General features: G+C 51.2%; 23 protein-coding genes and 3 tRNA genes. All 26 read left to right on the top strand.

The annotated features are described in order from the left end of the window. Positions 1-5: 5 nt before the first annotated feature. Positions 6-1,316 (top strand): oligosaccharide flippase family protein, encoded by a 1,311-nt coding sequence (locus KOO63_03800; GenBank protein ID MBU8920963.1) that lies wholly within the window; start codon positions 6-8, stop codon positions 1,314-1,316. Beyond that, positions 1,313-2,569 (top strand): glycosyltransferase family 4 protein, encoded by a 1,257-nt coding sequence (locus tag KOO63_03795; protein MBU8920962.1) that lies wholly within the window; start codon positions 1,313-1,315, stop codon positions 2,567-2,569. Before KOO63_03800 ends, KOO63_03795 begins: the two co-directional genes overlap by 4 nt. Before the next feature lie 155 nt (positions 2,570-2,724). Then, positions 2,725-4,698, top strand: a complete 1,974-nt coding sequence (locus tag KOO63_03790; protein ID MBU8920961.1) for an oligopeptide transporter, OPT family — start codon at positions 2,725-2,727, stop codon at positions 4,696-4,698. A gap of 2 nt (positions 4,699-4,700) precedes the next feature. Next, positions 4,701-5,645 (top strand): GNAT family N-acetyltransferase, encoded by a 945-nt coding sequence (locus KOO63_03785; GenBank protein MBU8920960.1) that lies wholly within the window; start codon positions 4,701-4,703, stop codon positions 5,643-5,645. Positions 5,646-5,664: 19 nt separating this feature from the next. Further along, positions 5,665-6,483, top strand: coding sequence for a class I SAM-dependent methyltransferase (locus KOO63_03780; protein ID MBU8920959.1), 819 nt, complete (start codon positions 5,665-5,667; stop codon positions 6,481-6,483). Between the two features lie 178 nt (positions 6,484-6,661). After that, on the top strand, positions 6,662-7,855 hold the full coding sequence (locus KOO63_03775) for a hypothetical protein (GenBank protein MBU8920958.1): 1,194 nt from the start codon (positions 6,662-6,664) through the stop codon (positions 7,853-7,855). Continuing rightward, entirely contained in the window at positions 7,852-9,069 is a 1,218-nt protein-coding gene (locus tag KOO63_03770; protein MBU8920957.1) for a hypothetical protein, read from the top strand. Before KOO63_03775 ends, KOO63_03770 begins: the two co-directional genes overlap by 4 nt. A gap of 52 nt (positions 9,070-9,121) precedes the next feature. Continuing rightward, on the top strand, positions 9,122-9,811 hold the full coding sequence (locus KOO63_03765) for a tetratricopeptide repeat protein (GenBank protein MBU8920956.1): 690 nt from the start codon (positions 9,122-9,124) through the stop codon (positions 9,809-9,811). A 136-nt stretch (positions 9,812-9,947) separates the two neighbouring features. Further along, positions 9,948-11,117, top strand: coding sequence for a tetratricopeptide repeat protein (locus KOO63_03760; protein MBU8920955.1), 1,170 nt, complete (start codon positions 9,948-9,950; stop codon positions 11,115-11,117). 104 nt (positions 11,118-11,221) lie between these two features. Further along, positions 11,222-11,800, top strand: a complete 579-nt coding sequence (locus tag KOO63_03755; protein ID MBU8920954.1) for a peptidylprolyl isomerase — start codon at positions 11,222-11,224, stop codon at positions 11,798-11,800. A 23-nt stretch (positions 11,801-11,823) separates the two neighbouring features. Beyond that, on the top strand, positions 11,824-13,020 hold the full coding sequence (locus KOO63_03750) for a cysteine desulfurase (GenBank protein ID MBU8920953.1): 1,197 nt from the start codon (positions 11,824-11,826) through the stop codon (positions 13,018-13,020). Continuing rightward, the gene (gene mnmA / locus KOO63_03745; GenBank protein MBU8920952.1) at positions 13,021-14,133 is read left to right on the top strand and encodes a tRNA 2-thiouridine(34) synthase MnmA; all 1,113 of its coding nucleotides are present in this window, start codon (positions 13,021-13,023) and stop codon (positions 14,131-14,133) included. Beyond that, positions 14,133-15,080, top strand: coding sequence for a hypothetical protein (locus tag KOO63_03740; GenBank protein ID MBU8920951.1), 948 nt, complete (start codon positions 14,133-14,135; stop codon positions 15,078-15,080). The genes mnmA and KOO63_03740 overlap by 1 nt, the downstream gene beginning before the upstream one ends. A 106-nt stretch (positions 15,081-15,186) precedes the next feature. After that, positions 15,187-15,273, top strand: a tRNA-Ser gene (locus tag KOO63_03735). 14 nt (positions 15,274-15,287) lie between these two features. Then, a tRNA-Ser gene (locus KOO63_03730) sits at positions 15,288-15,379 on the top strand. Positions 15,380-15,656: 277 nt separating this feature from the next. After that, positions 15,657-16,070 carry a nickel-responsive transcriptional regulator NikR gene (gene nikR, locus KOO63_03725; GenBank protein MBU8920950.1) on the top strand — a complete coding sequence of 138 codons (414 nt, stop codon included), beginning with the start codon at positions 15,657-15,659 and terminating at the stop codon, positions 16,068-16,070. A gap of 80 nt (positions 16,071-16,150) precedes the next feature. After that, a complete protein-coding gene (locus tag KOO63_03720; GenBank protein ID MBU8920949.1) occupies positions 16,151-16,930 on the top strand; it encodes a hypothetical protein in 780 nt (259 codons plus the stop codon). Positions 16,931-16,951: 21 nt separating this feature from the next. Continuing rightward, positions 16,952-17,620 (top strand): DUF4198 domain-containing protein, encoded by a 669-nt coding sequence (locus KOO63_03715; GenBank protein MBU8920948.1) that lies wholly within the window; start codon positions 16,952-16,954, stop codon positions 17,618-17,620. Then, positions 17,617-18,060 carry a hypothetical protein gene (locus KOO63_03710; GenBank protein ID MBU8920947.1) on the top strand — a complete coding sequence of 148 codons (444 nt, stop codon included), beginning with the start codon at positions 17,617-17,619 and terminating at the stop codon, positions 18,058-18,060. Before KOO63_03715 ends, KOO63_03710 begins: the two co-directional genes overlap by 4 nt. Before the next feature lie 17 nt (positions 18,061-18,077). Then, complete coding sequence (gene cbiM / locus KOO63_03705; GenBank protein MBU8920946.1) at positions 18,078-18,713, top strand: cobalt transporter CbiM; 636 nt, start codon at positions 18,078-18,080, stop codon at positions 18,711-18,713. Positions 18,714-18,741: 28 nt separating this feature from the next. Continuing rightward, positions 18,742-19,509 carry a cobalt ECF transporter T component CbiQ gene (cbiQ, locus tag KOO63_03700; GenBank protein MBU8920945.1) on the top strand — a complete coding sequence of 256 codons (768 nt, stop codon included), beginning with the start codon at positions 18,742-18,744 and terminating at the stop codon, positions 19,507-19,509. Positions 19,510-19,579: 70 nt separating this feature from the next. Continuing rightward, positions 19,580-20,242: an energy-coupling factor ABC transporter ATP-binding protein gene (locus KOO63_03695; GenBank protein MBU8920944.1), complete on the top strand. Its 663-nt coding sequence runs from the start codon at positions 19,580-19,582 to the stop codon at positions 20,240-20,242. A 103-nt stretch (positions 20,243-20,345) separates the two neighbouring features. Then, a tRNA-Arg gene (locus tag KOO63_03690) sits at positions 20,346-20,419 on the top strand. Positions 20,420-20,763: 344 nt separating this feature from the next. Beyond that, positions 20,764-21,318, top strand: coding sequence for a 2-oxoacid:acceptor oxidoreductase family protein (locus KOO63_03685; GenBank protein MBU8920943.1), 555 nt, complete (start codon positions 20,764-20,766; stop codon positions 21,316-21,318). A 16-nt stretch (positions 21,319-21,334) separates the two neighbouring features. Beyond that, the gene (locus KOO63_03680) at positions 21,335-23,014 is read left to right on the top strand and encodes an FAD-dependent oxidoreductase (GenBank protein MBU8920942.1); all 1,680 of its coding nucleotides are present in this window, start codon (positions 21,335-21,337) and stop codon (positions 23,012-23,014) included. Further along, positions 23,011-23,371 (top strand): hypothetical protein (locus KOO63_03675; GenBank protein MBU8920941.1); only part of this gene is annotated, 361 nt, incomplete at its 3' end. The genes KOO63_03680 and KOO63_03675, both read left to right, overlap by 4 nt.

Genomic DNA, 23,371 nt, shown 5'->3' with positions numbered 1-23,371 from the left:
TCTTTGTGACGAATATTTCAGCAGTGGTCCTTGCGATGGCTGCAGGCATAATCGTATCAAGGATCCTGGGGCCGGAACGTCGTGGATACATGGCGCTGGTCGTTCAGGCCGCGACGATGATATTTTCGTTCACTCATCTGGGTGTTGGGTCGTCGATCACGTATTTTACGGGAAAGAAGACATTTCCCCGAGGTAATGTCCTCGGATTCCTGTTGATCTTTTCTGCCGTTTTCGGTGGCGTTTTCGCCGGGATCTTCTACTTCATATATCCGTATATTTCAAATATCTGGGTAGATATTCCCCGGGATATAATGATCATAGGCCTGATCGCTGTCCCGTTCATATTCTTCAACAATCTCTTCAAACGGTTCCTTCTGGCAATGCTTCTGGTGAAACAGTCGAATATAGCGAATATAATACGCTACATCGTCTATCTGGTGCTTGTTGCTATATTCCTTTTCCTTTTCAATGGCGGTACAAGAGAAGTTGTGATCTCTTTTACAGCCTCGATGGCGATAACAGCAGCCATCTGTCTGGCTCTGTTCACGAAGGAATCCAGGCCGCTCGGTATGATCAGAAAAGACATGATCAAGCCGTTTTTCACCTACGGTCCAAAGCTGTATCTGGGTTTCCTATTCAGGGAGATCAACAACAGGGTCGGCATCTTCATAATCAAATATTACATGACCGCCAGTGATGTAAGCTATTACCAGATCGCGCTGAATATCAGCGAGAGACTCTGGCTTGTACCTACCGCTCTGACCTTTGTCCTTTATCCTACACTTCTGGCCATGAAGAAGGATGATTCTTCAAGGTTTTCGGCGAAGGTGTGCAGGAACAACCTGTTCTTCATGGTCCTGCTCTCGGTTCTGCTTCTGATCTTTGGGAAATTCATGGTTCTTCTGGTCTATGGCGAACAATATGCCAATGTTGCAAAAGCGATATATTCGCTTCTCATCGCAATCACTATATGGCCCGTTTACAATATGATCGCTATCGATTTTGCGTCGCGTGACAGGATCTGGGTCATTGTGATAACTTCGTTCATTGGCGCGGTCGTCAATATCACATGCAATTTTATTTTTATACAGAGATTCGGGTTGATAGGCGCAGGAATGGCGACATGTGTATCCAATATCGTGATGGTGTCATTGATAGTCGGTTATTTCGTAAGGAATACAGGGATCCCTCTAAGGGAGGTCCTGGTCCCTACAAGAGAAGATATAGTCAGTTACAGGGATGCAGCCTTTAGATTGTTAAAGAAAGTCAGGGGCATGATCAATAGAAATGAAAAAGATAATGGAGACGGGTCATGAGAGTGATGATCTGCTACCCATGGCTTGATCTTGGCGGAGCTCCAAATACTGCTATTTCGATCGCGAAGGGAATAAGAGAACTTGGACATGAAGTATTGTTCTTCACCAAGCCCGGAGGGATATATGAAGAGAGGTTACAGGCTGCCGATATCGAGATGATCCCTGCTTCATACAGCAAGGCTCTTCCACATATGTATCATCTCAATGCTGGGGCCTACCGGAAGATGATCCGGGCGATCGAAGACCACTCTATCGATCTGATCCATTGTTTTCATTTCAATGATTATTACCTGGCCCTGTTCGCGGCGGCAGCCAGAAATATCCCCGTTGTGTATTCCGCTGTATGGTTTCTGGACGACGCGCCGCATCCAGCATACAGAGGTCGAGTGACTTTTGTAGCCGAGGAGTTTCTCGATAAGGCACGCGGCAGTTTCGGAGGTTTTCCCCGCGAGATGACCGTGATCCCGAACAGGATAGACCTTGAGACTTTCCATCCAGATGTGGCTTCGGAGGATGTGGCACAGAAATATGATCTTCCCGGTGATGGATATAAGATCGTCTTCATGAGCAGGGTCGATCCGACGAAATCGAAATCTCTCCACCATGCTGTCGAGGCTGTGAAGGAAATTGCAGCTGCCGGGACAAGAGTCTATCTGGTCATCGCGGGTGATGGTGTGAGTTTTGGGGATCTGGCCGCGAAAATGGAAAACGTTAATTCTGAGCTGGGGTACAAGGCTGTTATTCTGACTGGGGCGGTCGTTGAGACTCCCGGCTTGCTAGCCTGGGCAGATATTGTCCTGGGAATCGGCCGTTGCGCTTGGGAAGGTATGGCCACAGGCAAGCCCACACTCGTTGTCGGGGAGAACGGACTTGCAGGTGTGGTCGAACCTGAAAAAGTGGATGAACTGAAATACTATAATTTTGCGGGCAGAAATCTTGAAGTGCCGGTCGGCCCCGGGCTGCTTTCCGAAGCGCTTAACCGGATAATCAATGACAGGGAGTTATACGAAAGGCTCGCTTCCTTCTCCCGGCAATACGTGTTGGATAACTATGATTACCGAAAAGGTGCCGAGAAATTCGAGAAACTTTATCAAAGGGCTCTCGACGATCCGCGGATGACACGTATGGAGAGATTCCGACTTCTATTGTCTGTTCTCAGGAGGGGGTACTTCAGGCAACTGTACCTGGTCCTGAGAGTGGTCATGCGTGGCTACCTCGGAAGAGGCCGTCCTGAAGACAAGATGGTCCATTGACCTGCAAGTATATTTAAATCGAAGACGAATATCATTTTTCAAATCTCATCAATATCACTAATCGTTTGACAATTATACCGTTCCATATGGTAACATCAGCGATCGGAATGTAATCAGGTGAATTCTTCCACATCACCGCTCTGCAAGGAGGGATAATGGAACACAGTAAGGGTTCGAGCAGGCTTCCGGCAAACGCCTATAAGGTGTTGGGGCCGGGGGAGGAGTATACTCCCTACGTGCCTGCGGGAAAGATGGTCCCAGAGACCTCGATCCGCGCCGTAGTGACTGGCCTTATCATGGCCTTCATCTTCACGGCGGCCGCGGCATATCTCGGGCTGAAGATCGGTCAGGTCTTCGAGGCGGCCATCCCGATCGCAATCCTCGCAGTCGGACTGGGGGGACTGTTTAAAAGACGCAGCACGATCCTGGAGAATGTGATCATCCAGTCGGTCGGTTCCGCTTCCGGAGTGGTCGTCGCGGGGATGATCTTTACCCTTCCCGCAATTATAATCCTCGGCCTCGAGCTTAAGTTCTACCAGACTTTCATCGCTGCTCTACTCGGTGGATTTCTCGGGATACTTTTCCTTATCCCGCTTAGAAGATATTTTGTCAAGGAACAGCATGGTCATCTGCCATTCCCCGAAGGAACGGCTATCACCGAAGTCCTCGTCACTGGTGAGAGTGGAGGGGATCAGGCGAAGGTGCTCATGAAGGCCGCTATTATCGGTGGCCTCTACGATTTCTGCATAGCGACATTCGGGTTCTGGAGCGAAGTGATCTCCACAAGAGTGGTCGCTCCTCTCGCGGTAGTAGCGGACAAAGCAAAACTCGTAGTGAAGGTGAATGCCGGTGCGGCAGTGCTTGGCCTCGGGTATATAATCGGCCTGAGATATTCCACTATCATCGCGGCGGGCAGTTTCCTTTCGTGGCTCGTTTTTATTCCTGCCGTCTGGTTCTTCGGCAGGCATCTCGATGTTCCGATCGGACCGGCGACCGAGCTTATCTCGGAGATGGGGCCGGAGGAGATCTTTACCAACTATGTCCGTCACATCGGAATCGGCGGGATCGCGGTAGCCGGTATTATCGGGATCCTGAAATCGTCGAAGATCATTGTGTCGTCATTCACGGTCGGGTTCAAAGAGATGTTCGCCGGCAAGGGCGGCGGCGAAGTGAAAGAGAGGACCGATACTGACATGAAGATGTCGATTGTGATCGGTTCCCTCATTATAACCCTTCTCGTTGTGTTCCTTTTCTTCGGCTTCATGGTCGTTGATTCATGGAAGATCGCTGCCATTGCTCTTGTGGTCGTGGCCGTGATCACCTTCCTCTTCACGACAGTTGCGGCGAGAGCGATAGCAATCGTGGGGATGAATCCCGTATCGGGGATGACGCTGATGACACTGATCCTTTCCAGCCTGATCCTGGTGAAGGCGGGCCTCTCTGGCCCGGCTGGAATGGTCTCGGCCCTCATCATCGGTGGAGTCGTATGTACGGCTCTCTCGACAGCGGGAGCGTTCGTCAGCGATCTGAAGGTAGGGTACTGGCTCGGTTCGACACCGAGGAAACAGGAGACTTACAAGTTCCTCGGCATCATCGTCGCTGCGGCCAGTGTTACCGGTGTCATAATCCTTCTCGACAAGGTATTCGGATTTACCGGGCCGGACGCACTTGCGGCGCCCCAGGCGAACGCCATGGCAGCCGTCATCCAGACTCTCATGTCTGACGCACAGGCTCCATGGGGTCTTTATATAGCGGGTGGTTTCATGGCGCTCATCCTCGAGTTCCTGAAGATCTCGCCCCTGGCATTCGCGCTCGGAATGTATCTGCCGATCCAGCTCAACACGCCGATACTGGTCGGTGGCATCATCGCTCATTTCGTAGGAAAGAGCAGTACAAACGAGGGAATAGTGACGAAGAGAAAAGAGAGAGGCACTCTGATAGCTTCCGGATTCATAGCTGGAGGCGCCTTGATGGGTGTTCTCAGTGCTCTTGTCGCGTTGCCTGGTTGGGACGATTTTCTTAATACAGGATTCGGAGAGACAGCTTACGGTGAGATGCTCAGTGTAGTCCTTTTCGCCGGGCTCTGTCTCTATGTCTATTTTGACGCGAAGAAAGGTGCTACGGAATAACGGTGCCGGAAGACAGGATATTGACCGGGACTGATATAGATCGAGCGGGGCCGTTGATCCGTCGACTTGCCGGATCGACGGCCCTTGCCGCTGGCAGGGGGATCGATCCCGATTCTCCTGAAGGAATCACTCTCGCTGCCGACCGGCTCGAGCATATTCTGAAAAAGGGAGAAGTAGAGGCGATCGGCCATGTGGGGCCTGATGGATTGAATGGCCTGATGCTTTGGTCTCCCCTGTCATGGGATACGGCAGTCACCGGTGTCGATTGTGCACGTATTCTCCTGCTCGGAGGCGAAGGGTGCGGGAGCCTTTGTGCGTTTTGGAAAGAGACTGCCCTCGGCAGGGGGATAAGGTACGCAACGGCAAGGTTGCCGGACTCTTCATCGGAGTATGGACGACAATGTGATGCTCTGGCAGGAACTGGATTCTCTGAACTGGAAAAGATAGTCTATCTGAAAGCCGAATGCGGGGAAGTAGAGGATGTCGAGGGCGTCGATATCGCCGGGCCTGAAGATATCGGAGAGCTCCGAGAGATCGCCCGTGTCTCATATTCGTTCGACAGATTTCATGCTGACCCTGTTTTTGACCGACAGACGGCGGATAAAGTGCATGAGGAGTGGATGAGGGGCAGCTTCGAGGGTAGAGCAGACGCCGTCCTGGCTTTGAGATCGGCAGGTGGCAGGCCTGCGGGGTTCTGCACGGTCATCATTCCGGGACCGGATGATCCAGGCGCTGGATGGATCGACATGCTCGCCGTCAGGCCCGATGAGAGAGGGCATGGACTTGGAGCAAGGCTGGTAACAGGGGCCCTTGACTATTTGCACGATTCTGGTGTCGATCAGGCGGCGCTCTGTACACAGGCTGACAACAGACCGGCTCTGGCCCTGTATGAAAAACTTGGATTTACGAGGTTTCTGACAGCTGCCACCTGGCGGTTCGCCAGATGATCAGGGAGGATGAAAACTGATGCCTGGATTGATGGCGTCGTTTTTATTTCGTATAGACAGATTCTTTCCGAGACCCCGAGTGGAGGGGAGGGAATCGCCCGAGGCCTATTCGGATTGGGAACACAGGACCGGACGGACTCTGATTGGCAGATGTGATGAATATCTCGGAGATCTTGCGGGGAAGAAGATCCTCGATATCGGTTGCGGGCTCGGCGGGAAGACCCTGGTCTACGCCGAAGCCGGCGGAGATGTCACCGGCGTGGACCTCGATCCGGTCCACTGCTCGGGGGCAGCAGACTATGCCCTAGGCAGCGGGTGTCCGCTGAATGTCGTTTGCGGCGACGCGACTTTACTTCCCTTTTCCGACTCCTCTTTCGATATAGTCATCGCGAACGATTCGATGGAACATTTTCATGATCCCGCATCTGCTTTGAACGAACTTGTCAGGGTAGTCAGGCCTGGTAGCCTTGTATTCCTGTTTTTCACTCCGTGGAGGTCTCCGCTTGGCTCTCACCTCTATGACCAGATAAAAACGCCATGGTGCCATATCCTGTTTTCGGAGAAGATACTGGAAGATATGGTCGGCCTGGCTTTCGAGGAAGAGGGCAGAGAGGATCCAGCGGAGGATGCAGCGAGAGTGATGGATGATTACAGGATCAAGAACAACAGGATCGATATATCAGGATACAGGAAGATCATCCAGTCAGCCGGGACGGTAGTGGTCGAGAAGGAAGAACTGATCCCTCCAAAGTTCGAATTCCTCAGGCCTCTCACCCGTTATCCATGGATAAGGGAGTTTTTTACTGGAACGGTCGTATCATTTCTGCGTAAAAAGTGATGAGTCCACGGTGACACCCCTGATGACAGAAAGATCCATGTTATTTATCGGACTCTTCCTATTCGACTTGACGCGGAGGGGGTCACTCGTATAGTTTCATCTGACACCCCGACCCGCCCAGAGCCCGGTCGGACGAAACAGAGTGAAAAACTGAAGGGGAAGGAACCTCGACAGGAATATGAAAAGAACTCTTGCGGCAATAATGATCACTGCTTTTCTTCTGGTCGTCGGATCGTGCAGCAGCGACCCCGAGGGGCCGGTCACAAAAATATTCCTCGAAGATGGCAGCTACAGGCCTGACGCGGGAGAGACATTCAGATATGTGAGTACTTTCAGCAACGTGAGTGTAATCGATGTCGCTGGCGGTATAGGTAAACACCCCCTTCTGAAGCTGGGTGAAGAGGCAGGCATCAGGTTCGAGTCGATCCTGATGAGATTCGATGTAGACTCACTGGAGCATTATACTGGAAAGACCGTAGACTCGGTAAGTCTGGATCTGCCTGTCATATTAGTTTCTGAAGGATTCCATCTCGGTATCACATTTCACGAATTAACAGGCAGTTTCAATGAGGATGATACGATTACGATCGCGCCGGAATATATCATCGACCCGATTCAGGGACCCTCGGGAGAAACGGTGCGGGACTTCAATATAAATAGCGGAATTTTTACCCTTGCCCCGAGCATTGTGCAGGAATGGATCGATGGGACGAGCGATCCCTGGCCTGAAGGGATCATTATCAGGTGGGAAGGTGATTTAGACACATCTGGTTTAATAGAGATGTTATCCCAGAATTACGGTTCCGATCCTCCAGTCGTAAGGGTAAGATTCACCGATGGGTCGGTTGCCACTTTTGTGGCTATAGCGGATATGAATATTGCGAGCTATGGTGGAGAGGGGCTTGTATGTGTCGGAGGAACGGCGACGAGGATATTCTTCGAATTCGATCTTGACGACATCGAGGATGACGCGATGGTGCATTACTCGGCTCTCGTTCTTCATGTGGACGGTGATCTGGGGCTCGGAGCTACTTTAGGAGAGCAGGCGGAACTGGATGCTTCCACCGATTTTATTTCTTATCTATATTCGCCAGCTTCATCCGATATCGCCGACACGCTTTTCCTCAAGGGTGATCCCGTAACGATCAATACATTTACTCCAACGGTATCAGATGAGTTGAGAATACCGCTGGGCGTACACACCAAGTTTGTCCTCGAAGGCAGCAGAGTCAACAACGGGCTGGTATTGCAGTCTGACATGGAATTACTTCGTTATCAGAGGGTGGGTTTTTTCGATATAACTGCTGCCGATTCGATGAGGCCCTATATAGAGGTCATCTATTCGCGGCCAGCTGATTTTGATGGAGAATGATGAAGAATCTAAAATACATTACAATCGCGGTGTTCTGCTTATCAATTGCTCTCATTCCTGGAACCCTTTCGGCCCAATCCATTTTCGGGCTGAATTTTATCGGGGAGCACAATCTTGGAGGGAATGGGCGATATTCGGCGACCGGGTATTCAGGAATAGCCTTTCCTGACACAAACAGCGCACTTCCCCTGAATCCGGCGAGCCTTTCGGACCTCAGTTCGGTGACATTTTCAATATTTGAGATGTTCAATCTGAGCCGGGTGAATACCAAACAGGAGACTTCGGATCAGAACCGTTTCGTCCTTCCCTTTGCTTCGATCGCGGTCCCATTGAAGGACGGGCTTGTGCTGGGAATCGGTTACAAGACTCGTTTCTTTGGCAGGGGAAATTTTACTTCTGAAAAAGAAGTCGATTTTACTCCCCAACCGAGGGAACTCTACGAATTCAACAGCTCGCTCTATACTATTCCATTTACACTCGCCTGGCGGCCACTGGACTGGCTGCGGCTGGGAACCGCTTTGCAGATAGACCGGGGTTCGATCAAGGACGAGGTCTATATATATTTCGACGACCCTGCCTACAACAGCATCTCGTCTGTCAGGACGAGGGGATTTTCAGGGATTTCATGGAGTCTCTCAGCACTTGTCAAGCTTCATCCCAGGGTCTGGATCGGAGCTTCGTTCGATGACAAGGTCGACTATTCGGTCGAAGAGGTGGTCCAGTATTCCCGGTGGATCCTGAATACAGAGTCGACCTATGATTTCACTCTTCCTGCCGCCTGGAGCGCGGGTATGGCGGTGGCGGTCACGAATCGCTGGTGGGTCTCTTCGTCTTTCTGGACGAGGGAAGCTCCTGAACCAGCGGGTTTCGAACATCTGGAAGGTTCGCTAAGTGACGAGAGTGTGATTTCGTTCGGTATAGAGAGAAGAACCGGGAGTGACGGAGGAAAATTGTCGAGGATGCCGCTGAGGTTCGGATATTACGAGAACAGGTGGCATCTGGAATTTCCCGCCGGACAACAGGTTGTCTCAAGATTTTTTACGATCGGGTCCGGTTTCGGGATGCCCGGAGGCCCCGGTGGAATAGATTTTACAATTGAGGCTGGGAAGATAGGCTCGGTGTCAGACAACGGTATCGATGAGAAGGTACTGAGGTTGGGGCTGAGTCTGGATCTTTCCGAAAAATGGACCAGGAGAAAGGATGACAGACATTGATCGCCGCCGCCAGCAGGTGGCAGAGTCGATCCCGCTGACAGTCGGATGATCCGTGCCCGTTCCCTGTACAATGAAAAATCCTGAAGCTTTAATATCGATATTTCTGGTTGTCCTGAACCTCGCGACCGGTGCGTTGGGGCAGGATGTCAGTGGAATGACCCTTGCCGAAGAGCTGAAGGGCCTCGAACCAGGCCCGAGAATAGCCTATACCCGGCATCTTATCAGGGAAGGCAGGGATGATGCGGAAGTGTTTTTCCAGCTCGCTGTGGCATACCATGAAAGCTCTCTTCCGGATTCAGCGATCAGGTATTATGGTGAGGCGGTCGGAAGGGATCCCGACCATTTCAAGTCATACGTGAATCTGGGTGTACTTTATGATGACAGAGGAGACCTTCACAAAGCAGAGAAGAATTTCCTGGCGGCTGTGCGTGTCAATCCTGACGATGTCCTGGCCAATTCACATCTTGCTTTTATGATCTTCCAGCAAAAACGTTATGACAGGGCCTGGGTTTTTCTTTCGAAGGCCCTGGAACTGGCGCCGGATCATCCTCAGCCGATGTTCTACCTCGCCATATTTTTCTGGGAGAACAAGATGTTCCGTGAGGCGCTGAGAGAATGGGAGAAGGTCGTCGATGTGGCTCCGGGGAGCTATCTGGCAGATAGGGCGAGAGAGAATATTGTCCTTTTGCAGAAAGCACTCAACGATCCGGTACCTACCGGGGACACAAAACCTATACGTTAATAAGATGTTGAATTATAAGTGATTAAGTGTCATCAACCTCAACTTGGGCTTGACACCGCAACTGCTCTTCAATAGATTGAAATCAGGTAAGGTAATCGATGGCATTTGTGAAACACGATGTGGAAAGGAATCAAAGATGAAAAAGATGTTGTTTGTCTCAACCGCTCTTCTCCTGTTATTCAGCATGGGGTGTGGGCCGACAGCCGGTAGTTACGGCGTCATGTCCAATATTACCCCTCCCGCGGACGCTGTTGCGGATTCTGATGAGGACTTCGACAATACCATGACTCCCGCCGAGATCTCTTATCAGTCGGCACAGCAGTTCCTTAACGCCGGGAAGTATGATGAAGCTATCAGTAACCTCGAGAGCGCTGTCTCTTTGAACCCTTCATATATAGAGGCATGGTCGCAGCTCGGTTCGGCATATTCGACCCGGAAGGATTACGAGAAGGGAATCTCGTCATATGAGAAAGCTCTTGAGCTCTCACCTGGTGATGAAGGCCTTATCAGTTCGATAGGCTATAATTATCTTCATATCGAGAACTGGGAGAAAGCACAGGAGTATTTCAATATGCTTCTGGTGAAGGACGAGAATCATTACAATGCCAATGTCAACCTGGCTTTTATAGCTCAGAGGCAGAAAAAGACCGAGGATGCCATCAGTTATTACGAAAAGGCGCTTATCTCCAAAGCAGATGACGCAACGACAATGGGAACGCTGTCTGGGCTGTATGACAAGCTGGGAAACAAGGAAAAGAAATTCGAGTACCTGACTCGTGCTATCGAAGCCGAGCCGGAGAATCACGCATTCAAAAAGCAGCTGGGCAGAGCATATTTCAACGATAAGAGTTATGAAAAAGCAGCGCCTATCTACGAGGAACTCGTGACCATTTATCCCGACAACGCTGATTTTCATCAGCGCCTGGGTTATTCCTATTCGCAGTCGAACAGGGAAGCGGAAGCTCCTGCAGAACTCGAGAAGGCCATTGCGCTGACCGGTGGAGACGATTTCACATATGCTATTCTGGCCAAGATATACAACGATAACAAGAATTACAATAAGGCCCTTGAATCGTCGAAAAATGGCCTTGCCCTGAACACCGGGCAGCAGGATGCTATTCTTTATTATCAGTGGGGATACGCTCTTTCGAAACTGAATAACTTTGAAGAGGCGATCGTCAAGTTCGAAAAGGTGGTCAACCTCAAGGATCCCCAGTGGTCGAAGTACGCGGAGAAGGAAATAGAGAGGCAGAGAGCACTCATCAAGCAGAGGGAAGCAAAGAAAGAGCAGGAGTTGTACGAGTAGATCGTAATGTTTGCTCTTTCATGTCATTATGACTTTCGAGCCTCCCTGGTTTGGGGAGGCTTTTAATTTTCAGGCGACATCGTTTCATGACAAGGAGGTAGGAAATGATATGCTCGCGGACCGTAGCGGGATGGCAGGAGAGAGCCAGTTTTTGTTTCCTGTTAGTGACAGTCATGTTATGCGCGGGGTTTGGCGCTGTAGTTGGCCAGGACCTTCAGGATGAGGCTGCCGAAGTAGAAGAAGTCTCTGTAGCCGAGGACATCTCTATCAGGATCACGATCACTCTTGAAAAAGGTGGGGTCATCGTATTGGAAATGCTTTCAGACGATGCGCCCATAGCCGTGGATAGGATCCTTACTCTTGTTCGAGACGGTTTTTACAACGGGATGAAATTCCACAGAGTAGAGGGATTTCTCGTTCAGACTGGCAAGAAAGAGCATGAATATTCACAGATCGAAGGCGAGATGTTCGATCAGGACCTCAAGCACGAAGCAGGTATGGTCGGCATGGCCAGATTTCCTCGCAGCTATGACAGCGCTTCGACGCAGTTTTACATCCTGAAAAAACGCAAACCGGCTTTCAATGGCGAATACACCTTGTTCGCAAAAGTAGTCGAGGGGATGGATGTGCTTGACAAGATCAAGAAAAATGACAAGATAGATTCTATTGTCATAGTCGAATAGTATCACTCCGGGAGACAAACTTGATGCAAGGAAAAGATTTAAGTGAGGGAAGGCGCGTTTATTTCGATCATAACGCCACGACAAAGGCAAGAGATGAAGTGGTCGACGCGATGCTGCCTTTTCTAGGTAATTCATTCGGTAACGCAAGCAGCCTGCATTTCTTCGGTCAGGAGACAAGGGCTGCAGTCGAACTTGCCCGTACCCGAGTGGCCGGCCTGATAGGATCTGAACCTGAAGAGATCATATTTACAGCTGGGGGTACGGAGTCCGACAACCTTGCGATCCGTGGCGCTATGCTCAATTCCAGATTGGATGGTGGCAGGGCTCACGTAGTGACTTCTTCCATAGAACATCCAGCCGTGACAGGTACATGCCGGGAACTGGAAGAAAATGGAACAGAAGTGACATGGCTGCCCAGTGACAGTGACGGAATGGTCAGTGTATCAGATCTTGAAGATGCGATTCGTGACGACACTGTTCTTGTGAGTATCATGCTCGCAAACAATGAGACAGGAGTGATTCAACCTGTGCAGGAACTGTCCGGGGTCGCGAGAGCGCGAGGTGTACTGTTTCACGTCGATGCGGTTCAGGGAGCAGGGAAGATGCCGGTAGATGTGGATCAGCTGGGGGTGGACATGCTGTCGCTTTCAGCGCACAAATTCTATGGTCCCAAGGGAATCGGTGCCCTGTATATAAAGCGCGGGGTCTCGCTTGCACCAGTCCTGACCGGAGGGCACCAGGAGAGGGGAATCAGGCCGGGCACAGAGAATGTTCCAGCGATAGTCGGATTTGGCGAAGCTTGTCGGATCAGCCTGGAGAGACTCGTGTCCGAGATGGAACATATCGGAAATCTCAGGGATCTTATTGAAGAGGGGATCCTCAACGATGTGCCTGATGTCAGGATAAATGGCGGCAGTGCTCCAAGGGTGTCGAATACATGCAACGTTACCGTTACCAGTGTAGAGGGGGAAGCCTTGACGCTGAACCTCAGTATGCTCGGCTTCGCTCTATCGAGTGGTTCGGCATGTGCTACAGGGAGCGATGATCCAAGTCATGTGTTGCTGGCTATGGGAATAGACAATGTAGACGCTCAGGGCGCATTGAGAATAAGCCTCGGTGCGGAAAACACCCGTGACGAAGTGGATCAGTTCCTTTCTGTCTTCCCTGGAGTCGTGGAGAGGCTCAGGGAGATGTCTCCCCTGAGGAAGGACATCCTGTAATTGACTACCAGGGACAATAACTCCAGCAAGATATTTGCAAAAACGATTTCTGCTCCTCGCCCGGGAGAAAGTGTCGCTGTCGGCATGAGTGGAGGTGTGGACAGCTCTGTTGCTGCCCTGCTCCTGCTCAGGGCCGGCTATCAGGTCACAGGAGTCACATTCAGACTTCAATGCAGAGGGTGCTTATCAGAGGTTTCAACCGGGGACATCGCAGAAGAGAGAGCTGCGAGAGTCTGCAAAAGGCTTGGAATAGAACACAGGGTGCTGGATGCCGTCGAAAGTTTTAATAATAAGGTCGTAGACAGTTTCGTAAGGGAATACGATACCGGCAGGACCCCGAACCCGTGCATCATATGCAATGAGAATATCAAGTTTCCTCTTCTGGAAGGATTTGCGAAATCTTCAGGAATCGACCGGATTGCCACGGGACATTACGTGAGGACAGTGCGTGACAGGGGGTCCGTGTTTCTTGAGACCGCGTTCGATCAGAAGAAAGACCAGTCATACTTTCTATACCGTGTTCCTGTCAGGATTCTCGAACGATGCATATTTCCCGTCGGGACACTTGAAAAGAATGAAGTGAGAAAGATCGCTTCCGAAGCTGGTGTCGGAACGGAGATCGGGAGGGAAAGCCAGGATATCTGTTTTATTCCCGATGGAGATCTCTCTGATTTTCTTGAAAACAGGATCCCACCGGTATCTGGAGATGTACTGGACGAATCAGGAAACCGACTGGGAAGACATCGCGGGATATTCAGATATACGCTGGGGCAGAGGAGGGGCCTCGGTATTTCTTCGGCGGAGCCCATGTATATTAAAAGGATCGATGTCGCGACCAACAGCATAGTCCTTACCGACAACGATGGTCTCTGTTCCACCGAAGTGATCTGCAGAAGCATGAAGATGCGTGTCAGAGATCCGAAACTTCCCTTAAAGGCCAGGATAAGGTACAGGCACAAGCCTGCCGCAATAAGTAAGATCAGTTTTGCTGGAGGAGAGTGCAGGGTCACTTTTTTCGAACCGCAGAGAGCTCCGACTCCTGGCCAGTCCCTCGTCATATATTCAGGCGACCGGGTGATCGGCGGAGGCATAATTTTTTCCGGAGGGCTTTGATGCGACCTCTCTGCCGTCCGGTGAAGGTGTTTATTTCAGTTGTTTTTGTCACCCTGATGGTCGTGCAGACGTCTTTCGCCCGGAGCAGTATTGAAGAGTCCCGGGACCTCGACAAGATGGGTTACATCATAAGCATTTCGGATTGTGGTCCGTATGTCTTTCATTTTTCCGAACGCAGCAGGAAGATGGCCGTCGAGGTAGAACGGTTGATATGTGAATCAGCACCGGATATCGCTGAAGAGATCGGGTTGCAGGACCCCGGCCGTATCGATGTCTATATTGTTCCCAACAGAAAAGATTATAATCAACTCAGTGGATCGAAGATGCCAGAATGGGGAGAGGCGTTCAGCGATCTGGTCAACAGGAAGATCGTCATCGATGCCAGGGCCGTTCTCAGGACTCCGAGGCCTCTGAAGACCGTTATAAGGCATGAACTCTCACATATCTTTCTTGTTCAGAAGACGGGTGGCACGAGGTGTCCGACCTGGTTTGTCGAAGGCATCGCCATGCGGCAATCGAGAGAGTGGACGATGTCAGATCAATGGAACCTTATGACTTCGATCTGGAGCGGAAACCTTCCCGACCTGGAGGATCTTGGAGGGAGTTTCCCACGTTCTGCGGCAAGGGCTTCCGCCGCATACAGGCTAAGTTATGCCGCAGTCTCCCGTCTGCTCGAAACGAGGCCTGAGGATCTTGTGACACTACTTTCCTTTGCGAGGGATCTCGGAGATTTTGACAGGGCGTTCCTGTTGACCTTCGGGGAGACTACAGGGGATTTTGCCGAGGAATTCCATCTGGATCTGGAAAGCAGGTACAACGCGGCGGCACCGGTATTCAGGTCGCCTCCTTTCTGGCTCATGATGGCGGGCCTGTTGATTCTGGCCTATGTCCTGAAGAAGATCAGGAACAGAAAACGGATCAGGGAATGGGAGAGTGAAGAGGTCTGAGGAGATCCGGGTTCCGACTGCCTGCTTTTTCCAATTGTGTTGACAGTGGGGTGATGACTTTTTATACTGTTTGAGTCCCTCTGCATGCAGAGGGGTCGTTGTTTGTGGAGGGCTAGTCCTAATTGGTAAGGCAGCGGATTTGAAATTCGCCGGGCGCAAGCCCTTGGGGGTTCGAGTCCCTCGCCCTCCGCCACAATAGATATATGCGGAGAGGTGGCCGAGCGGCTGAAGGCATCCGCCTGCTAAGCGGTTGTAGGGGTTAAACTCTACCGAGGGTTCGAATCCCTCCCTCTCCGCCATTTTTATGTCCATTCGATTCTTGCCTGAACTTCGCCCAAGAATAAAACCCGCACATTTGAACATTGACGGATGACTGTATGGAAATCGGAGGAAAATAGGTGCTTTAAGGTCAGGAATCCGTAATATTACGAATCATCGACAAAACTTTTCGTGCATATAAAAACTATTGTAACCCTGAGTCTTTTTGCTGTATATTCGTGTTACGAATGTAAAATATGTAATACGAAAGTGAATGTTCGGGCAAGAGCAGGTATCGGGTAATTTCAAGGAGGCAGGATGTCGGGATTGATCAGGTTCAGTGTGTCGATAGACGAAAAACTTCTTTCGAAATTCGACAGGCGGATCGAGAAGACCGGGTACCCCACCAGATCCAAGGCTGTAGCGGATCTGATCAGGGATGATCTGGTAAAGGATGACTGGAAGAGCGGGAAGGAAGTAGCCGCCGCGATAGTGATGGTATATGACCATCACAGAAGAAACCTTTCGAACAAGCTCACTCACACTCAGCATGATTACCATCATCTGATAATCTCCTCGCAGCATGTGCATCTCGATCATGACAATTGTCTGGAGATCGTCGTTGTCAGGGGAAAGCCTGAGAAAGTGGGGGAACTGGCAAACAGGCTCAAGGCGACAAAGGGAGTAAAATACTGTTCACTGGCCGCGGCCACAACGGGGCAGGGAATATAAGGGGCGAAAGTCGCTGTTCGCAAAAGTGATTGGATTGAATTGGGGAGCTGAAGAAGTAATTCGATTTAAAAGGGGGACTGATGAAAAAGTTTATCATATCGATCGTAGTGTTAGTGGGGTTGCTTAATATACCTGGAGGACTTTCTGCTCATCACGCGATGGAATATATAGAGATGGAGAGTTATTCGACGGCGAGAAAAGGGGAGTTCGTATTTCATCTGCATTATGATTACATGGTCGACGATTCCGAGATCCCTGAGCTGGATCATTGGGAAATGACTCCGGGGATGTCCTGGGGGATAACGAACAGGCTGATGTTCGATGTACATACCCATTTTGCGAAGTTCGGTGTCGGGCATCTCGCAGAAGACTCAGGCTTTGAACCTCTGGGACCTTCTCCCTTCATGGAGGCTGTCGCTGGATGCCTGCAGTACAGGGTGACTGAGGACTGGCCTGTGAACATCGCGGTGGCTGCCGGATTCGAGGTGCCTTTTCAGAGGGCGAAAGACCTTCTCGGCAGCGAAGACTTTGCCTATTCGGGAATGCTTATCGCGACGAAGGATTTCGAGAACCACGCGAATGTCACTATTAATATCTGTCATGAGCGTGAAGGAGACGAGGGTGCTACCTTCTGGGCTATCGGAGGAAAGACTCCGCTTTCCAGTGATTCTCATGGAGTAGCGGCCGGTATCGAGTTGCTGGGATCATTCGATGAGGCTTCGGACAACTGGTCCGTCCTGCCTGGTGTCTACATGCCGGTGGGATCGCAGAGTATGACGCTCAAGACCGGTATCGAGATCGGTAAGGGTGGAGGAGCGGATATCATCCGGGGCAACGTCACATTGATGTGCAGGTTCTAGGATCATCAGGTGAGGAATAAAATGAAAGTATTCATATGTGTCGCCGTATTGCTGGCGTCAATCGCAGTGCCTGTTTCAGTTACGAGCCACGAACACTGGTTTGAGGCGGAGGATCTTTATCCTCAGGTTGCTGTAGAGATAAATCTGGATATCTGCGGCGGACATTATTACCCTGAATCGAGTTTTGCGGTCAAGGAGAAGGTGCTCGGAAAGATCCAGGTGACAGGTCCTGACGGTGCGAGAGAGCTGTCGACCAGAAAAGGGGATAAACGACATACTGCTACCGTGGTCCTTGACTCGCCGGGGCTGCATATTTTCCGGCTGGTGATGAAGCGTCCCGGGATGGAAGACCCCCTGTACGAGTTGAAGACATTTATGGTGGCGGGAAGTGGCGAGGATGATCCTGGTCGGTACCAGGCGGGAGTCGGTCTGGAGATCGTTCCCTTCGCTCCGGTTTCCGACACGGTGCCTGGTAGAGACCTTCCGGTCCAGGTCATGCTGGATGGAAGCCCTGTCGAATGCGAGATCACCGTCATTCCCGCAGAAGGACGGACAGCTCATTACAGAGCAGATACGGAGGAACCAGTACGGATAATGACAGGAAAGTCGGGGAAATATCTTGTGACAGCTTCGGTTGGAAGACGAGGTTGTTCACTGGTGTTCCAGGTCGGAAGGCCGGGAGGTAAATGATGAACGGCTGGCGGATGGTAGCCCTGTCTTTGATGTTTCTGGCAGTAATGGTGAATCCACGGACCGTGACGGCTCATGGGGCGGAATGCCGGTTGGTAGAGAACGGTCTCATGATAGAAGCTTCATATGATGATGGAAGCCCAATGGCCTATTGTGATGTGTCCGTTTTCAGGCCGGGCAGTCCGGATTCGGTATTTGTGACCGGTACGACCTCGGAGGATGGAAGGTTTTCTCTTGTAGCCCGAGCTGAAGGTAAATGGAAAATAGAGGTTGATGACGGGATGGGCCATCTGGCGGTGTTGGAGATGGAGATCGGCCGGGGAGGGGTCACTGGTGACCAGTCTTTCGTAAGGCGGGACCGTACTCTTCAGGTCGTGACAGGAGTAAGTATTATATTCGGGATATTCGGGCTGTACTCTATATTCAGGCGAAAGCACTGAAGGGCCGGGAGACCTGTATGCATATATCAGAGGGAGTAGCACCGATCGGGGTAGCTCTGGCCGGAGCCGCGATCGCCGTTCCATGCATCGCAGCCGGACTGCGTGTCTTGAGGGATGAACAGATCCCGAGAGCCGCGTTGACGGCATCAGTTCTGTTCGTTTCGACTCTTGTGATCCGGCTTCCGATAGGTCCATCATCGGTACATCCTCTTCTGGGAGGACTGGCAGGCCTTTTCCTTGGTTGGGCCGCGATGCCTGCATTTCTTGTATCACTCTTTCTTCAGGCCCTGCTTTTCCAGTTCGGGGGGATAACGACTCTGGGAATAAACACGGTAGTGATGGGAGTGCCGGCAGTCCTGGTCTATTATCTTTATAATGGCCGGATCAGGAAGGCAGGTACGGGAAAGTCGGTTTTCTTCTGGGGGATGATGGCCGGAGTCACGGCCTACCTTGCTTCGTTTGTACTGTGGGCGACCGCATTGATTTTCTGTGGCAAGCAGATGGGTACGATAGTCGGTATCGCGCTTATTCCTAACATCGTCGTAGCAATTGCAGAAGGAATATTCACAGGTTTTGTCGTAGCCTTTCTGTCGAAGGTCTATCCGTCGGTATTCGATCTGCCGGCTGCAAGGTCAAAAGGTGGAAAGATATGAGGTGGAAGGCGATGAGAGGTGAAAATAGATGAGCTGCGCGACTTACTACACCGGCGATACATTTATTCACAGGCTGGATCCTCGCCCCAAGGTGGTCGCGACGTTAGCGTTTTCGGTACTCGTTGCTCTTACATCGCATTCTGGCGTCCTTATCGCCGGGTTGATCTCGGGGGCTTTTCTGGTGATTCTGGCGAGGATATCTTCAGATGCCCTGCTGAAGAGACTCCTGAGATTGAACATTTTCATGTTATTGTTGTTTGTCCTCGTACCACTGACCTTTCCGGGAGAACCCCTGTTCGCGGTGGGAGCTCTTTCGTACAGCTATGAGGGCCTCATATGGAGCGTGATCGTCACCCTGAAAGCGAACGCGATCGTTCTTGTCTTTGCCGCGCTCATGGGTACGGTCGATCCTTTTGTACTGGGGCACGCGTTCCATCATCTCAAGGTCCCTGAAAAACTAACTCACCTGTTCTTGTTTACCCTAAGGTATATTGATGTACTTCATCACGAATATATGGCTCTGATACGGGCTATGAAGACGAGAGGGTTTGTTCCCTCGATGAGGATACACACTTACAGGAGTTATGCGTATCTGACCGGAATGCTTATCGTTCGGAGCCTTGAGAGATCGGAACGTGTGATGGAGGCGATGAAGTGCAGGGGATATGATGGAGAATTTCATGTAGTGAGTCATTTCCGATTTGAAAAGAGGGACGCGATATTCCTGCTTATCACGTCATTAGCCCTTGTGATATTGTCTGTCGCTGTATACACGAACCGGGGAAGATTATGGTAGTGTTAATCATGAAGTCGCCGAGTGGTTGGATGATGACGAATTTGTCATCAGGCAGGAGGGTGACGATCCGATGACTGGTAACAAAAGGCTGGTGAGCCTGAGAGATATCCATTTTTCGCATGAAGGTGGACGATCCGTACTCTCCGGTGCTTCACTCGATCTGTTCGAAGGTCAGAGGATAGGACTGCGCGGCCATGTCGGTTCTGGCAAGACTACCGTCCTGCATATTATCATGGGGCTGCTCAAGCCCGGTTCCGGTGTTGTGGAGGTATTCGGAAAACTCCGTGAGGAAGAGAAGGATTTCAGGGAAGTCAGGGGACATGCGGGTCTGCTTTTTCAGGATCCGGATGACCAGCTTTTCTGCCCTACGGTGCTTGAGGATACAGCTTTTGGTCCATTGAATCAGGGATACACCAGGGAGGAGGCTCTCGAGATCTCGACGTCGACACTGCGTCTGCTCGGACTCGATGGTTTCGGCGACAGGATAACTCATCATCTCTCAGGTGGTGAAAAGCGGCTCGTATCACTTGCGACCGTTCTGGCTATGAAGCCGGAGGTCCTTCTTCTGGATGAACCACTCTCAGGACTCGACCCCCGGTCGTCAGAGAGGATAGTCGAAATACTGGCCGGATTGACCCAGGCTATGATCGTCGTGTCTCACGACAGGAGTTTTCTGGAATCCGCCACAGAATCAAGCCTCGTCGTCTCTGACGGGAGCATTTCCGCTCAGTAGACCTGAACGCCCTGCCCTGCCAGTTTTTGATTGACCAAGCTTGAGTTATGGTATATATAGTGGTGTTGTCTGGACTTGATAAAGCAAGGTTCCACGGCATTATGCGCCCATAGCTCAATTGGATAGAGCGTCTGGCTACGGACTAGAAGGTTGGGGGTTCGAGTCCTCCTGGGCGTATTTTTTATTACCGGTTTTTGACACGATTCGTCCTGTGATCTCCCCCTGTTGAGTACGAATGCGTAAATGATAACCTGACAATACAATATCTAAGTCAGAATCCATGTGAGAATGATATTTTTGTGGTTTCTGCCTGATTTATGGTGAAAATCTGTCGCTTAGTCGCTTGCGCAGAATACTGTTAAAGAGTAAATTATAAGAGATAACAAAAATCCACTTGACCCCGGAGGGTCATTGGGGTAGGCTTCGCGGGGGTTTTCTAAGCAGCAAGAACCCTGTTATCGTCATATGAATGAAGGTTTTCCATTCGGATATACCAGTAAACTTCTAGAAAGGTACAGAGTATGATCGAGATCAGGACTCATGGCCGGGGAGGGCAGGGTTCGGTGATAGCATCCGAGATCCTGGCCGACGCGTTCTTTCATGAAGGTAAATTCGTTCAGGCCTTTCCGGCATTCGGTGTTGAACGCAGGGGGGCGCCTGTGATGGCCTTTACCCGCGTCTCTGACACGGAGGTCAGGGAGAGATGCCAGATATACGAACCTGATCATCTTATAGTCCTCGATCCGGTCCTGATAAAGACGGTCAATATTACTGATGGTCTCAAAGAGGGTGGCTGGATCATCATAAATACAAGCAGTCCCGTAGAGGACAAAGAACTTACGGAAAAATTCAAAATAGCGACCATCGATGCGAACGCCATTGCGCTGAAGCACCATCTGGGGTCGAGGTCCGCTCCGATCGTCAATACCGGGATCATCGGCGCTTTTGCGGGCGCTACAGGGCTGGTCGGTATCGAAGCCGTCAAGCAGGCTATCGAGGGTTTCGTACCAATAAAGAAGCAAGAGAATATGCAGGCGGCTGTCGACGCCTGTAACGAAGTAAAGACAATGTCCTGAAGAGGCTGGAGGCTAAATGGTCAAGAAGCTTGAATTCAAAAGTTACAAGGATATGCCGATCCGGCCGATGACACTGAGTACAATGATGTGGAATCTCACCGGATCATGGCGAAACGTAAGGCCATATTACGATTTCAAGACATCGCCCTGTATCGCCGGCTGTCCTACCTCGGAGAATATCCAGAGGTACATCTATCTGGTTACCGAGAAACGGTACGAAGAAGCGTGGAGTACTATCATAGAGTCAAATCCGATGCCCGCGATCACCGGAAGAGTCTGTTTCCATCCCTGCATGAGCAAATGCACCAGGATGGATTATGATGAACCGGTCAATATCAACGCGATCGAACGGTCGCTTGGTGATATGGGGCTGGATAATCCCGGATGGATGACCAGGGTGAAAGGGACCGAAGCTCAGAAGGTGGCGGTCGTGGGTAGTGGCCCCGCAGGACTCTCCTGTGCCTTTTATCTTGCCCGCGCCGGTTTCCCCGTCACTCTTTTCGAGATGGAAAAGGCCCTTGGTGGCGTTCTCAGATGGGGGATTCCCGAGTATCGCCTGACTAACGAAGTCCTGGACAGGGTGATAAGTTCGATCCTGGAAGCAGGCCCTATCGAGGTCAAGACCGGTATCGAGGTTGGAAAGGAAATCAACCTCGAAGAACTGGAAAAGGATTTCAACGCTGTCTTCCTCGGAACAGGATTGACGAAAAGCCGTTCGATGGGAATGGAAGGGGAAGAAGGCAACGGTGTAGAAGCGGGACTTTCATTTCTGAAAAAAGTCAATGGTGGCGAGAAGGTCGATCCCGGGAAACGGGTAGTCGTAATAGGTGGCGGTAATACGGCGATGGATGTCGCGAGATGTGCCATTCGTTCCGGCAGCGAGGTCACGGTCGTATACAGAAGGACGATCAACGAGATGCCGGCCATCCAGGAAGAGATCGAAGAGGCCGAGAGGGAGGGAGTGAATTTCCACTTCCTTGCCGCGCCCCTCGAAATCAAGAGAAACGGCGACAGTCTGACGAGCGTTGTATTTCAGAAAATGAAACTTGGAAAACCTGATGAGTCCGGGAGGCGACGCCCCGTAGCAGTAGAGGGTGAGACTTTCGAGATGGAAGTCGATCGCATGTTCTCCGCGATAGGCGAGCAGGCCGACCTCGAAGGTATAGATGGGATGCTCGACTGTGAATGGAACCTGATCAAGGCCGATCAGAAGATGGGCCAGTGCAGCAGAGACAAATTCTACGCGGGCGGAGACGTCGTGACAGGCGCAGCGAGCGTAGTGGAGGCGATAGCTGCAGGGCGCAAGGCCGCCGAGAAGATGATCAGGGTATTCCGTGGGGAGTCGGAGCCTGAGGAGATCGAAGAGAGGATCGTCGGTATCGACGATATGAATACGGATTATTTCACCAGGGTGAAGCAGAACAGGGTGCCGAGGATCCCATCGGAGGAGATCAGGGGCACTTTCCGTGAGATCAAGACCGGATATACGGACGAGCTTCTGGAAAAGGAAGCGGAAAGATGTTTCTCCTGCGGTGTGTGTAATTATTGTGATAATTGCTGGGTATTCTGCCCCGATGTGGCTATACATCGCAGGGAGAACGAATACGAGATCGATCTGGATTACTGTAAGGGCTGCCTGGTCTGCGTTGAGGAATGTCCGCGCAGTGCCCTGTCAACGCGGGAGGAGGGAAAATGAAGAAGGTCATTATGGGAAACCACTCCGTCAGTCACGGGGTGATGGCTTCCGAGGTCAAGGTGATCTCCGCATACCCGATCACTCCACAGACCCATATTGTGGAGCTCCTCTCGGAGATGTGTGGAAACGGTGATATCGATGCTAAATTCATCAAGGTGGAATCTGAACACAGCGCTATGGCGGCCTGTGTCGGCGCATCAGCGGCGGGATCGAGGACCTTCACCGCGACTTCGTCCCAGGGGCTGCTTCTCATGCACGAGATGCTGCACTGGGCGGTCGGTGCAAGGCTCCCTATAGTCCTTGCCAATGTCAACAGAGCGGTGGGGCCTCCCTGGTCGATATGGACCGACCAGAACG

This window comes from Candidatus Latescibacterota bacterium (assembly GCA_019038625.1).
In the GTDB taxonomy this organism is placed as follows: Bacteria; Krumholzibacteriota; Krumholzibacteriia; order Krumholzibacteriales; family Krumholzibacteriaceae; genus JAGLYV01.
The sequence above is the reverse complement of the archived record's forward strand: the minus strand, read 5'-3'. Positions and strand labels throughout refer to the sequence as shown.

Excerpts from the sequence above, each read along its gene's own strand:
- cbiQ (MBU8920945.1), top strand. The coding sequence starts at position 18,742 with ATGAGCTGCGCGACTTACTACACCGGCGATACATTTATTCACAGGCTG.
- KOO63_03710 (MBU8920947.1), top strand. The coding sequence starts at position 17,617 with ATGATGAACGGCTGGCGGATGGTAGCCCTGTCTTTGATGTTTCTGGCA.
- KOO63_03780 (MBU8920959.1), top strand. The coding sequence starts at position 5,665 with ATGCCTGGATTGATGGCGTCGTTTTTATTTCGTATAGACAGATTCTTT.
- KOO63_03750 (MBU8920953.1), top strand. The coding sequence starts at position 11,824 with ATGCAAGGAAAAGATTTAAGTGAGGGAAGGCGCGTTTATTTCGATCAT.
- KOO63_03720 (MBU8920949.1), top strand. The coding sequence starts at position 16,151 with ATGAAAAAGTTTATCATATCGATCGTAGTGTTAGTGGGGTTGCTTAAT.
- KOO63_03740 (MBU8920951.1), top strand. The coding sequence starts at position 14,133 with ATGCGACCTCTCTGCCGTCCGGTGAAGGTGTTTATTTCAGTTGTTTTT.
- nikR (MBU8920950.1), top strand. The coding sequence starts at position 15,657 with ATGTCGGGATTGATCAGGTTCAGTGTGTCGATAGACGAAAAACTTCTT.
- KOO63_03680 (MBU8920942.1), top strand. The coding sequence starts at position 21,335 with ATGGTCAAGAAGCTTGAATTCAAAAGTTACAAGGATATGCCGATCCGG.
- KOO63_03715 (MBU8920948.1), top strand. The coding sequence starts at position 16,952 with ATGAAAGTATTCATATGTGTCGCCGTATTGCTGGCGTCAATCGCAGTG.
- KOO63_03695 (MBU8920944.1), top strand. The coding sequence starts at position 19,580 with ATGACTGGTAACAAAAGGCTGGTGAGCCTGAGAGATATCCATTTTTCG.
- KOO63_03770 (MBU8920957.1), top strand. The coding sequence starts at position 7,852 with ATGATGAAGAATCTAAAATACATTACAATCGCGGTGTTCTGCTTATCA.
- KOO63_03755 (MBU8920954.1), top strand. The coding sequence starts at position 11,222 with ATGATATGCTCGCGGACCGTAGCGGGATGGCAGGAGAGAGCCAGTTTT.
- KOO63_03685 (MBU8920943.1), top strand. The coding sequence starts at position 20,764 with ATGATCGAGATCAGGACTCATGGCCGGGGAGGGCAGGGTTCGGTGATA.
- KOO63_03760 (MBU8920955.1), top strand. The coding sequence starts at position 9,948 with ATGAAAAAGATGTTGTTTGTCTCAACCGCTCTTCTCCTGTTATTCAGC.
- KOO63_03795 (MBU8920962.1), top strand. The coding sequence starts at position 1,313 with ATGAGAGTGATGATCTGCTACCCATGGCTTGATCTTGGCGGAGCTCCA.
- KOO63_03790 (MBU8920961.1), top strand. The coding sequence starts at position 2,725 with ATGGAACACAGTAAGGGTTCGAGCAGGCTTCCGGCAAACGCCTATAAG.
- KOO63_03775 (MBU8920958.1), top strand. The coding sequence starts at position 6,662 with ATGAAAAGAACTCTTGCGGCAATAATGATCACTGCTTTTCTTCTGGTC.
- cbiM (MBU8920946.1), top strand. The coding sequence starts at position 18,078 with ATGCATATATCAGAGGGAGTAGCACCGATCGGGGTAGCTCTGGCCGGA.